Origin of the sequence: Bacteroides stercorirosoris (assembly GCF_900142015.1) — a bacterium.
GTDB lineage: Bacteria > Bacteroidota > Bacteroidia > Bacteroidales > Bacteroidaceae > Bacteroides > Bacteroides stercorirosoris.
In genome coordinates this window covers 39,705-52,279 of record NZ_FQZN01000037.1, presented here as the reverse complement: position 1 = coordinate 52,279, position 12,575 = coordinate 39,705, and the positions used below count along the sequence as shown (strand labels likewise).

7 protein-coding genes are annotated in these 12,575 nt (G+C 48.1%); 5 read left to right on the top strand and 2 right to left on the bottom strand.

Annotation, left to right across the window (positions count from 1 at the left end; all coding sequences use genetic code 11):
* Window positions 1-289: 289 nt before the first annotated feature.
* Window positions 290-1,201 (bottom strand): 1,4-dihydroxy-2-naphthoate octaprenyltransferase, encoded by a 912-nt coding sequence (gene menA / locus BUC01_RS21015; RefSeq protein WP_025835531.1) that lies wholly within the window; start codon window positions 1,199-1,201, stop codon window positions 290-292.
* 322 nt (window positions 1,202-1,523) lie between these two features.
* On the opposite strand from menA, the gene BUC01_RS21010 reads away from it, so the two are divergent.
* Window positions 1,524-2,435 (top strand): metallophosphoesterase, encoded by a 912-nt coding sequence (locus BUC01_RS21010; protein WP_081795861.1) that lies wholly within the window; start codon window positions 1,524-1,526, stop codon window positions 2,433-2,435.
* A 14-nt stretch (window positions 2,436-2,449) separates the two neighbouring features.
* Here BUC01_RS21010 and BUC01_RS21005 read toward each other — a convergent pair whose 3' ends face one another.
* Window positions 2,450-5,419, bottom strand: coding sequence for a PEP/pyruvate-binding domain-containing protein (locus tag BUC01_RS21005; RefSeq protein ID WP_073314764.1), 2,970 nt, complete (start codon window positions 5,417-5,419; stop codon window positions 2,450-2,452).
* Between the two features lie 122 nt (window positions 5,420-5,541).
* Between BUC01_RS21005 and BUC01_RS21000 the strand changes: the two genes are divergently transcribed.
* The 4 genes from BUC01_RS21000 (at window position 5,542) to BUC01_RS20985 (ending at window position 12,570) form a co-directional block, all read left to right on the top strand.
* Window positions 5,542-9,450: a hybrid sensor histidine kinase/response regulator transcription factor gene (locus BUC01_RS21000; protein WP_025835534.1), complete on the top strand. Its 3,909-nt coding sequence runs from the start codon at window positions 5,542-5,544 to the stop codon at window positions 9,448-9,450.
* A gap of 130 nt (window positions 9,451-9,580) precedes the next feature.
* On the top strand, window positions 9,581-10,522 hold the full coding sequence (locus BUC01_RS20995; protein ID WP_025835535.1) for an ROK family protein: 942 nt from the start codon (window positions 9,581-9,583) through the stop codon (window positions 10,520-10,522).
* 30 nt (window positions 10,523-10,552) lie between these two features.
* Window positions 10,553-11,287, top strand: a complete 735-nt coding sequence (locus BUC01_RS20990) for a 6-phosphogluconolactonase (protein ID WP_073314762.1) — start codon at window positions 10,553-10,555, stop codon at window positions 11,285-11,287.
* Between the two features lie 23 nt (window positions 11,288-11,310).
* Entirely contained in the window at window positions 11,311-12,570 is a 1,260-nt protein-coding gene (locus BUC01_RS20985) for an MFS transporter (protein ID WP_025835537.1), read from the top strand.
* Window positions 12,571-12,575: the final 5 nt, after the last annotated feature.

Below are 12,575 nucleotides of genomic sequence, written 5' to 3'. Positions count from 1 at the left end.
GACGGAGGATTTCTTGCTTTTCTGCTAATGTGTGATGTCTTGACATAAATAAACCCCGAAAGTTTTTTGTCCAACTTTCGGGGGTCACTTCATTCTGACACAACCTCATTCTTTTTTTGGGGGGAGGCTTTATTGTTTCTCAGCCTTGCTTGCGTTGCAGTTCCAGCATGATTTCATCTTCGGGCGTTGATTGATATTTTTCCATACTGTAATCTCCTATTTACTGTAAACACAGGCAAAGATAAGAATGTTTGTCCAGAAATTGCATTCGGCTGCCGATAAAGATTCTTCAGGACGACAGCGCCACTGCCAGCAGTAATCCCAACAATAGCATATTGCGTGATGTTTCGCCCAGTATGCGGTTCAGTTTCTTCCCGCTACGGATGCGTACCATCTTGCGCCATGTCAGTATATGCAGAGAGAGGTAGACGCAAGGAGCCCAGATGAACTCGGTCAGCGTCAGGCTGCCGGTGTGTACGAACCAGAAACAGAGAAGCGTGGCGATGATGCCGAGCCAGAGATAAAAGTATCTTCCGAAGCGTTCGCCGAAACGGACGATGAGCGTCCGTTTTCCGCTGAGGGCATCCTGCTTCCGGTCGCGGTAATTGTTCACCACCAGTAGCGTATCTATCACTAATCCGCTGATGACTGAGGCTACGATGACACTCGGCGTAAGTGTATAAGCCTGCACATAGTACGTTCCTCCCACGGGGACAAATCCGAAAAATACGAGTACCAGCAAATCTCCCCAACCCTGATAGGAGAGGATGGCGGTGTACAGAAAGGCGAATATCACACAGAACATCCCTAATACAATCAGTTCCCATCCGCCGTGGGGCAACCGCCCCCAACTCTGATTTAAGATTCCCAGGCCGATGATGCAGGAGAGGATGATGGTGATGCCGATACCCCATTTCATGGCATCCGGTGTAATCCATCCCTGTGCGCAGGCGCGTTCTGGGCCGAGGCGGTCTTCGCGGTCGGAGCCTTTCAGATAGTCGAACAAGTCGTTGATGAAGTTGGCGGCAATCTGCATGCCGCAGGCGAAGAGGAGGCACAGCAGGGCAGGTATCATTTGAAACTGTCCGTCGGAAAATGCCAGTGAGGTACCTATCAGTACCGGGATGATTGCTCCTGTCAGAGTCTTGGGACGGGCGGCGAGGAGCCAGGCGTAAAGTGAATTCTGTTTAATCTCTTTCATAGGCGTGTTTCTTTTTTATGGGGAGATGATTGGTCCTTTTAGGTGGCATTGTTGTTTCTGTTAGTCCCCATTAAGGGGCATTACGGTTCCCATTAAGGGAAACCGTCGTTCCCATTGTAGGAAACCGTCGTTCCCATTGTAGGAAACCGTCGTTCCCATTGTAGGAAACTGTCGTTCCCATTGCAGGAAACTGTCGTTCCCATTGCAGGAAACCGGCATCTCTTTCCTGCGAAAACAACAAGAAGCTTAATGCACTGATAAACAATCATCTGTCAACCTATCGACAAAGATACGGAAAATGCTTATCTTTGTATCCGTTATGATGAAGAATTTGATTTATTTATGCCTCGTTTCGGCTCTGTTTCTCTCTTCCTGTAAGTCGAACAGGAGTCTGACTTCCTCCCTGCCTTCGCAAATATCGGCAGAGGATAGCGTTCGGATTGTCAACACCAAGATTAGCTCTTCTAAAAAAGGCTCCGGATATAGTGGCATCAGCCGGGTGAGAACTTATGAGTTTACCCACCCCGATGTACCGGCCGCTTTTGATGGCTTCCGTATCGCTTTCGTGTCCGACCTGCATTATAAAAGTCTTTTTAAAGAGAAAGGATTGAATAATCTGGTGGAACTGCTTCGGGAGCAACAGGCCGATGTGTTGCTGATAGGCGGTGACCTGCATGAAGGTTGTGAATACGTGCCGCCCGTCATTGCCGCCCTTGCTGAGGTAAAGACCCCAATGGGCGCGTATGCCGTACTGGGTAACAATGATTACGAGGCTTGTTACAGCGATATTGTCCGTGAGATGAATAAGCGCGGCCTGCACTTGCTGGAACATAAAGTCGATACGCTGAAGCGGAATGGAGAAGAAATCCTGATTGCCGGCGTGCGCAACCCTTTCGACCTGAAGAAGAACGGCACGTCTCCTACACTCGGTCTTTCTCCGAAAGATTTCGTCATCCTGCTGACGCATACACCCGACTATGCCGAGGATATCCCCATTACCAACACCGACCTGGTGCTTGCAGGACATACCCACGGCGGGCAGGTTACTTTATTCGGCCTGTATGCTCCCATACTTCCGTCCCATTACGGGCAGCGGTTCCGTACCGGATTGGAATACAACTCACAACTTACACCGATGATTATAACCAACGGTATCGGTACGTCCAACAAGAACATCCGTCTCTTTGCCCCCAGCGAGGTGGTAATGATTATACTGCATCGGCAAAAAGACTGATATCTTTTGTGTGCTCACTCGCCGGGCAAGAGTACGACACCTAACTTCTTTTTGCCGTCCATCTTCACTGTTACAGGCTGTTCGAAGCAGATATGACGCAGGTATTTGCTTTCATGTACGGCGGGTTGTGCATTCAGGAAATCCTGATTGTACACGCCATCGTTCATAAAGGCATTGATGGTGAAGTAGCCAACTCCGAAAGAAGTCAGGTTCTGGAAGAAGTGGGTTCCCTGGCTGGGATCTACGCGATAGTTTGTCAGTCCGGCTTCCACAATGACGCGGGCGGCACTGATGTGCGGCCACTTCACCGGAATACCGAGCCACGTGTCGCTGCTTCCCCAACGGCCGGGACCTACCAATACATAATTCTTTCCTTCGTCGAGGAATTGCTGGTTCAGTTTCTCTATCTCCCAGGCAATCTCCTGATTGTGCGAAGCGCTGTAATCATCGGTCTTCACATAGATAACGTCATAAATATCATTCATGATCCCGTGTCCGAGGGAGTTGTTGGAACGGAGCAGAACCTTATCGTCCGGTATGGTGGTGAGGTCTTCGTCCAGCATTTCCTTAGTGTCCACAATGGGGCGCACTTGCAGGAGGTAGAAAGTACCGCTTTTATCCTTCTCACGACTCATGGTAGCGGCAAATTCAATCTCAACGGGACGGCGCATTTCCTGTTCACCGTATTTCAATACTAACTGGAGAATACGGGCAAGAGGGAAGACATCGTGTTGCAGGATATTGGCAAAGGTGATGACTTTGCGTCCGTCGGGGTACAGGCCGTCGCGGATAATCTGGTCGTAAGGATCGTAGGTGGAGGCGATATAATTCAGCGCACCGTCTTTCTCCGCTTCTTTTACGTGTAGTTTCAGCAGATTGAACCCGTCGTCCATAGAGAAGTCATGCCCGGCATTTTTCAGGTCGAGGGCATAGAAACGGGTTTGCGTCTCTTTCAGCGCTATCTCCATTTCACTGGTTTGCAATACCTGATGGGGATGATAGGGCGAGAAACGGAGCGTCATACCTCCGTCTACAATATATTTTCCCAGACCGAGGGCAAGGTTCACGGTACCTTCTTCGGCTTTCTCGTCACCGATGGGGTAGTAGTTCAGCGAACGGGCCACGCCGGACATGCTGGGATAGTAGCGGTCGCCATACTGGTTGCCGACAACTTCCTGCAAGATGACCGCCATCTTTTCCTGGTCGATGACGTTGCTTGTGGCCTGCATATAAGCCTTGCTGTCGCGGAAATAAACCGAAGCATATACTCCTTTGATGGCATCGGACAGCATACGGAGCATTTCATATTTATCGTCCAGATAGGGAATCATATAGGTATTATAGATTCCGGCAAAAGGCTGATAGTGCGAGTCCTCCAACAAAGAAGACGAACGGATGGCGAGTGGCGACTTCACCACATCGAAGAAGGTGAAGAAGTCTTCCACCAGTCGGTCGGGCAGTTTGGCTTTCAGGAAGTAGCGCAGAATCAGGTCGTCGTCGGCATCGGAGAGGGCCACCTGATACAGATTATTCATCTCCATAAATTCGTCGAAGACATCCGTGCAGAGCACTACCGTCTTGGGGATGGCGACGCGGGCATTGTCGAACTCTTCAAATTCGGGATGATGCTTCACCATATTGTCAATGAAAGCAAGACCACGGCCTTTACCTCCCAACGAACCGTCGCCGATGCGGGCGAAGTTGGAGTAGCGGTCGAAACGGTCGCGCTTGAACACGGCTACCACACCCTGGTTCTTCATCTTACGGTATTTCACGATGGCTTCGAAGATGATTCTGCGGTGGGCATCCACATCCTGAAGACTGTTCCAGGTGATGGGTTTCAAGAACTCAGCTACCGGAAACATGGCGCGCGAGTAGAGCCAGCGGCTGACGTGATTGCGGCTGATGTGATAGAGGAACGACTCTGCCGGTACGGCAAAGAGGATATTCTGCAATTCTTTCAGGTTCTTCACGCGGGCAATTTCTTCCAGCGTGTCGGGATTGCGGAAGATGAAATCACCGAAACCGAAGTTGTCCGATACGATGCGGCGCAGGTCCACGTCCATCTTTTTCGAGTTCTTGTCGATGAAGGCGGCACCGTACTTGGAGGCATAGAGCGCATTCTCTGATTCGGACGATTGGATGATGAGCGGCACGAACGGATCTTGCTTGCGGATGGCGGCACAGAGCTTGATGCCGGCAAGCCCATCCTTCTCACCACGCTCCACACGGGGAAAGCGGACGTCAGTAATCACACCTAATATATTATTCTTATATTTTTCGTAGATACTGGTAGCCTCTTCATAAGTGCGGGCCAATACTATTTTAGGACGTCCCCTCATTCGTAGCGTCCGCTGGTGGGCATTCAGCGCCTCGGTACTGAACTCCTGGCTTTGTTTTAACACGAATTTATAGAGATTGGGCAGTATGGACGAATAGAACCGGATGCCGTCTTCCACCAACAGAATGAGCTGCACACCCACTTCATTGACATCGTGTTCCAGATTCATCTTGTCCTCTATCAGTTTGATGATGGATACCAGCAAATCCGTGTTGCCCAGCCAGCAGAATACGTACTCGAAAGCACTCAAATCCTCGTTGGCAATGCGCTTGGTGATGCCGTGGCTGAAAGGTGTCAGTATCACTACCGGAATTTGCTCGTACAGGCTCTTGATGTGGCGCGCCACGTCGAAGCTCTCGTTATCTCCCGTTCCCGGCATACAGATGATGAGGTCGAACGGTACGGTGGAGAGCTGTGCCAATGCCTCCTCGCAGGTGGATACCTGGGTGAAGCGTGGCGGATAGCGCAGGGAAAGTGAAGTATACTCGTTGAATATCTTTTCATCGATACGTCCGTCGTCTTCCAGCATGAAAGCGTCGTATGGATTAGCAATCAGCAGGATGTTGAAAATGCGTCGCGTCATGAGATTGGCGAACTGCGTATCTTTAAAATAAAGCTGGTTTAATTTAAGCTTGCTGAGCATGGCTTATCACGGTTTATTGGTTTGATAGGCAAAAGTAATAGAAATCAAACCTATTTGGATAGTTTTTCAACCACTTTTTTTATATTTGTCTGTATTATTGCAGCAGTTAAAAGGCGAGTATTATGAAATACAACTATATTATGCTAAAGCGCATACTCTTTTTATTACTATTTATTTCGTTATATATCGGTTTGTTTGCCGGTTCTTTCCGGCATCTGAACATCCGGGAAGGATTGAGCAGCAGGCAGACTTACCAGATATGTAAAGACTCGACAGGCTTTATTTGGGTCTATACCCGTATGGGAGTGGATCGTTATGACGGAAATGAAATCAGACACTATACACTGAATGAGACGATAGAGTCCATAGACCAAGTTCTGTCATTCACCGTTATGGATGTGGATAAGAAAGGTCGTCTTTGGGTTGCACTGCGGAACGGCAGAATATACTGTTATGACAAGTTGAGGGATGCTTTCTGTTTGCAGGCGGACCTGTCCCGATTCATATCGTTTCCGGTGCTGAACGGCATGGAGTTTGAAGGAGAGGAAGGTTTGTGGCTGTCCACATCCACAGGTGTGTATTACTGGGATAAGGCGACTGATGTTCTGTCTCCGGCGGGCTTTACCGGCGAATGGACCAACTGCATCATCAGAGCGGAAAATGACGCTTTCTTTGTGGGTACCAATACGGGAGTTTATAGGATGAAAAGAACGGGAACAGCCTGTCAGTTATCAAAGGAAAGAGTGGATATACCGGTGGAGGCCCGTATCGAGACGTTGTTCCTGTATGGTGATAAGCTTTATGTGGGGACATTTTCTAACGGTGCGTTCGTGGTAGAACTGGCAACGAAGCAAATGAAATCCCTCACCTTTATTCCGGGTATACCTGTCCGTGTGTTTGCTTATGATGGAGACCACTCTATCTTGATTGGCGCCGATGGTGCCGGTGTTTTCAGGATTGATGTTGCCGATGAGACATTGTTGAATCATTATATCACTGATGAAGATGATGAAAGAAGTCTGAACGGAAATACGGTTTCGGATATCTGTGTAGATGAGTATGGAGGTGTCTGGATAACCACCTGTACAAACGGCATCAGCTATCTGGACCCTAATGTACCTGATGTCCGCTGGATAAGACATGAACGGAATAATCCTTCTTCGTTGGCATCCGACCATGTGAATGTGATGCTCCAGGATTCGGAAGGCGATTATTGGTATGGCACTAATGATGGAATCAGTGTGTATCGGGCGAAGTCGAAACAATGGATGCATTTTCTGAATGGAAAAGGCTATGCCTACTCATCTGTGGTACTGTCTCTTTGCGAAGATAATGAGGGAAATGTTTGGGCGGGTGGTTATGGCATCGGCCTGTATCGGATAAACAAGAAATCCGGTGAGGCCAGAAAAATGCCGAAGCGGAATAAACAATCGGACAAAGGCATATCCACTGACTATATTTATGCGATTTATGCAGAGGAGGATTGCTTGTGGTTCGGGGGAATCGAAGGAGATTTCACGCGCTATGACAGGCGGACCGATACCTACACTTATTATCCGATAAATTGTGTGGGCGATATCAAGTACGGCGGCAAGAATACGTTGCTGATAGCAGGTTGTGACGGGCTGGGCTTTTTTGATAAATCCACCGGAGAAACCAGGTGGCAGCAGAAGTTCGGCGATGTCACTTTGCATTATCCCATCCGTTGCCTGTTGCGTTCGTCATCCGGTGAAATCTGGTTGCTTACAGATGGTGAAGGGTTGGTTCGTTTCAATCCGGAGAATGACAAGTCCCGTATATACACTACCGCGGATGGTCTTATCTCCAATTCTATCAACAGTGCGGCCGAAGACGGCAACGGGCATATCTGGTTTAATACGGAAAAAGAACTGTATTGCCTGGATTTGGCGGAAGACATGGTGATTAACGGAAATGATCTCCTGAATATCGGCTGGGGATATTATAATGCCAATGCTTCGCTGAAAACGCAAGACGGTCATCTGGCTTTCGGCACTGCGGAAGGGGTGCTTGTTTTTGCACCTTCTTTTGATTTTTCCGACAGTGTGCCGGTGAAGTTGATATTCACGGACTTTAAATTGCCTTACGAATCACAGAAGGCAGGGGTGCCCGGTTCTCCGTTGCAGGCGGGTATCAATGATACCCGGCGTTTGAAACTGAAACATAACCAGAACTCGTTCTCCATATCTTTCTCGGCCATTAACTTTGTTTCTCCACATAGAATCAGGTACGAATACAGGCTGAATAACCATGAACGGCAGTGGCATCGTGTAGATGCGGTTCAGAGTGTGGGCTATATGGATCTTCCTCCCGGTAAGTATACTTTTGAATTGCGTGCATTCGACAAGTACACCCAACATCAGGTGGGAGAACGTACCGTTGAAATAACTGTCAGCCAACCGTTGTGGGCTTCGTGGTGGGCCATAGTCATCTATTTGATGCTGTTTCTGGTGGTGGGCTATTTGCTATTCCTGTTCAGACGGCAAAGAGTACGGGAAGATAAAATCAGGGAGAGAATACGCTCGTTCATCGGAGTGGCCCACGACATACGGACGCCGGTTGCCTTGATAAAGGCTCCGTTGAGTGAACTTGAAACCCAGGACGACCTGCCGGAAGAGAGTAAGAAGAAACTGGTTATTGCCATGAAAAACGCTGAAAAACTCTTCACGATGATTACCCAACTGCTGGAGTTGCAGAAAGTGGAGGCGCATCCTGAACATCTGGAGGTGGCATGGTATGATATAAAGTCATATATGGAGGATAAACTGTCCGCTTTCCGCATGGCTGCCGCCCAGAAAGAGATAGACTTGTATCTGGAAGTCGATCCGGAGATGCCTGAGGTGTGGCTGGACAAAAACAAGATGGACCATATAATGGACAATCTGCTCTCTAACGCTTTGAAGTATACGGAGAAAGGATCAGTAGGAGTGATAGTGAAGCAAACCCGGAATAAGTGGATGGTTGAGGTGACGGATACGGGAGTCGGTATTCCGGCGGAAGAACAGAACAACATCTTTAATGAATATTATCGTGCCAGGAATGTGGTGGACTCACAGGAACAGGGTATCGGCATCGGTCTGATGATTACTTCCAGAATCATTAAGCAGCATCATGGCAAGATAGAACTCAGGAGTGTGGAGAATAAGGGAACTACGTTTACGGTCACGTTCCCCAAGAAACTGAAATCGGGTATGGTGGTTGCCGTGAAGGAGGATTTGCCTGAAACCATTGCTTCTGATGTTTCATATGAGGAGGAGAATGAACCGGCGGATAAGAATGTGCTGTTGTTGGCCGAGGATGATAAAGACATGCGCGAATACCTGACGGATAGTCTGTCTTCCGAATACAAGGTCATCAGTGTGCCCGATGGTGGAAAAGCTCTGGACATGGCGAGGGAAATCAATCCGGATATCATTATTTCGGATATCATCATGCCTGTTATCCAGGGAGACGAATTGTGCCGGATATTGAAATCATCTGTTGAGACCAGCCATATTCCCGTCATATTGCTGACTGCCCTTTGCGAAAGAGAGAATATCATATTGGGACTGGAAGCCGGAGCCAATGACTACATCATCAAGCCTTTCGACTTGTCCGTGCTGAAAGTACGGCTTCGTAATATTCTTCAGAACAGACAACATCTCAGAGATACGGTTCTCTCTTCGGATATTTCTGCGGACGAGGTGGATTATGGCAGCCAGCTGGATAAGGAATTTCTGGATAATGCGATAGCGGCCATCGACGAAAATTTGTCTAACTCGGAGTTCTCGATCAATGACTTCTGCCGTGTGTTGGGAATGAGCCGTACTTCCGCTTATAATAAGATAAAAACTTTGACAGGACAAGGCCCTAATGACTTCATCCGTATTGTGCGGTTGAACAAGTCGAAAGAACTTTTGCAGTCACAAAAGTACTCGATTGGTGATGTGGCTTCCATGGTTGGCTTTTCAGATCCAAAATATTTCAGTACCTGCTTTAAGAAGCAGTTTGGAATAAGTCCGAGCAAATTTTAAACTATAAAAAACTGTATTTAAACCTAAGTGGATAAGTAACGAACCTTTTTTGTCAAAGAATCAACTTTCGTTTCCTTGATTGTGCGTAATATTGTGGTCAATAGTAACCCACTAAAAATGCAGATAAAAAATGGAAACGTATTTAGGCCTGGACTTAGGCGGAACAAAATTACTGATTGGTGAAATTGACAGTCGTGGTAATATCTTGAGGTACAAAAAATATGACTCCGGATATTTTAATCAGCAAGCAGCGCTGGATATTATCAAATTATCACTGGATGATTATATCAAGACCGTCGGGTGGTATGATAAGAAACCTTTGGCGATGGGAGTTGGACTGATTGGCCGGGTGGATCCCAATCAGGGTATCTGGTTGCAGATCGACCCCAGCAGGACGCAACCCATTGCGTTGGCTAAAGAATTGGCGGAAATCTATGGCATTTCCTGCCATATAGATAATGATGTGAAAAGCGCCACACGTGCAGAACGTGTCTGGGGCTTCGGACAAATCTCCAAAAACTTCATCTATTTAAATATAGGAACAGGCATTGCCGTCGGTACGGTTGTGAATGGCAGGCAGATACGCGGCAGCCATTTCAATGCCGGTGAGGTGGGGCATGTGCGGGTAGGCGTGAGTGTGGGAATCAAGTGCACTTGCGGAAGAATGGACTGTGTGGAGGCGATAGCTTCCGGCATCGGTTTCGACCGTTGTGCCCGCTTGCTTCATGAACAGTATGAAACTGGCTTGCATATCCCTGCCGACAGAGGCGAACGGATACCGGTCAGTGAAATCTTTGCATTGAGCCGTAAAGGCGACCCTCTTTGTGTGAAACTCGTGGAAAACGCTTCCGAGGCTTTGGCAAACCTGATAATGAACCTGGTGAGGGTGACGGATCCGGAAACCATCGTTTTGGGTGGTGGGGTAGTGGCGGACGGATATATGCACGCCAAAATACTGGAATTGCTGAACCCTACTACCATGCGTTTTGTAACCAATGGTGTTGTCATCACAAAGCTGAATCCGGAGTTCATAGGTTTGTTGGGTGCAGGAGCAGTAGCCATGAATATGTAAAGTCTGAATCATTAATACCTTATTAATAAGATGAAAGTAACTATCACAAAGAATGAAAGTGAATTCGACTGTACAGCCGCTTGGCGCATAATCGGAGAGATACTGCGCAAGCCGGAAGCCGTTATCGGTCTTTCTACAGGACGCACGACCGGAAATCTGCACCGGATTGTCGGAGAAGTATATTCCCGTTATCCTTTTAATACTTCTGCCGTCACCTTTTTCGGGCTGGACGAAGTGACCAATGTACCGCGCGAATATGCCGGAGCATGCTATACGATGCTGAAGACGGAAATTATAGATACCTTAGGCATTAGGGATGAAAACTTCCTGATGCTGCCTACTTTCTCGGATGATTTCAGAAGGGATTGCATTGCTTTTCAAGAAGAGATTGCCAGGCGTGGCGGCATCGACCTGCTGATTCTGGGATTGGGAGAAAATGGTCATTTGGGCTTTAATCAACCTCAGTCTCCTTTTGACGGTGAAGCATGGGTTACTAAGATGAATCCGGAACTGGAGGAACGTATCCGCCGGGAAACCGGTACTCCACCGGAGAAAGAACTGGGTGGAGCAACTTTGGGCATAAAGAATATCATGCAGGCACGCCGGATTGTGCTGGTGGCGAAGGGCAGTAATAAGGCCGGTATTGTGAAACAAATGCTGGATGGCCCTGTCACTCCCGACGTTCCGGCTTCCGTGCTCCAACTGCATCCGGATTGCGAGTTCCTGCTGGATACTGCTTCCGCTTCCGAACTATCCGAAAACTAATCATTATACTACAATACTACATGATGACACAACAGGAAAAACAAATCAATTACATGGGACCATTCCTTACAATGGTCTTTCTATTCCTTATTGTCGGCTTTCTGACAACTGCCAATACTCAGTTTCAGGGACCTTTGAAGGAAACTTTCCTCATGAAAGTGGGTAATCTGAAGAACACCTTCGCCACTTTGATTACTTTTTCATGGTTTCTTGCCTATCCCGTTTGTGGCGGGGTGGGTTCATCCTGGATTAATAAGTACGGCTATAAAGGCACGTTAATCCGTGGGCTTTGGGTGATGATTGCCGGTTTGGGACTCTTTTTCGCTTCTTCTTATTTCACCGTAAGATTTCCTGATGCTGCTGCCGTGATGGGAGAGAGCATTATTCCCGTCGGCTTCTTTATTTTCTTATTGGGGTCGTTCGTAGTGGGAGCTTCGGCCACAATCTTGCAGGTTGTCATCAATCCCTATCTCACGGCTTGCCGGGTGAAAGGAACACAGGCTATCCAGCGTCTCGCTATCGGTGGCACGGCCAACTCTGTCGGCACTACGATTGCCCCTTATTTTGTGACGGGAGTTGTTTTCGGTGGGCTGGCTATGGAGGACATTCAAATCAGCCAGTTGATGATGCCTTTCCTGGCATTGATGCTGACTATTGCGGTGGTCGTATTCTTGCTGATGAGGCTGTCTTTGCCTGACATACAGGGTACTCGGGTGGAAAAAGGAGAGAAACTGGAGAAAAGCGTCTGGTCATTCCGGCATCTGACTTTGGGCGTCTGTGCCATATTCTGCTATGTGGGTGTGGAGGTTTGCATTGGTGCGAATATCAATTTGTATGCCATTGAACGGAATTGCCCTTCGCCTGCCTTGATGGCTACACTCTATTGGGGTGGTATGCTGGTGGGGCGTCTGGTAGGCAGTTCACTGAGCAAGGTCTCTCCCCGTGTGCAGTTGGTGGTGACTACTGTATCGGCGGGTGTGCTGGCTCTGTTAGCTATTATTTTCAATAATCCCTGGCTGCTGACGGCGGTAGGTCTATTCCACTCCATTATGTGGGGAGCTATCTTCACGTTGTCTGTGGCTCATTTGGGTAAATATACTTCGGTAGCTTCGGGAGTATTTATGATAGGTGTAGTGGGTGGTGCTATCCTGCCTCTGCTGCAAGGCGTCTTCGCTGATTTGCTGGAAAGTTGGAGATGGTCTTGGTTTATTGTACTTTTGGGGGAATTATTCATGCTGTATTATGCATTGGTAGGTTCCCGTGTTCGTCAAACAGCTGATTAACTATA

Coding starts and splice junctions, on each gene's coding strand:
- BUC01_RS20985 (WP_025835537.1), top strand. CDS start 11,311: ATGACACAACAGGAAAAACAAATCAATTACATGGGACCATTCCTTACA.
- menA (WP_025835531.1), bottom strand. CDS start 1,201: ATGAAAGAGATTAAACAGAATTCACTTTACGCCTGGCTCCTCGCCGCC.
- BUC01_RS20995 (WP_025835535.1), top strand. CDS start 9,581: ATGGAAACGTATTTAGGCCTGGACTTAGGCGGAACAAAATTACTGATT.
- BUC01_RS21000 (WP_025835534.1), top strand. CDS start 5,542: ATGAAATACAACTATATTATGCTAAAGCGCATACTCTTTTTATTACTA.
- BUC01_RS20990 (WP_073314762.1), top strand. CDS start 10,553: ATGAAAGTAACTATCACAAAGAATGAAAGTGAATTCGACTGTACAGCC.
- BUC01_RS21005 (WP_073314764.1), bottom strand. CDS start 5,419: ATGCTCAGCAAGCTTAAATTAAACCAGCTTTATTTTAAAGATACGCAG.
- BUC01_RS21010 (WP_081795861.1), top strand. CDS start 1,524: ATGAAGAATTTGATTTATTTATGCCTCGTTTCGGCTCTGTTTCTCTCT.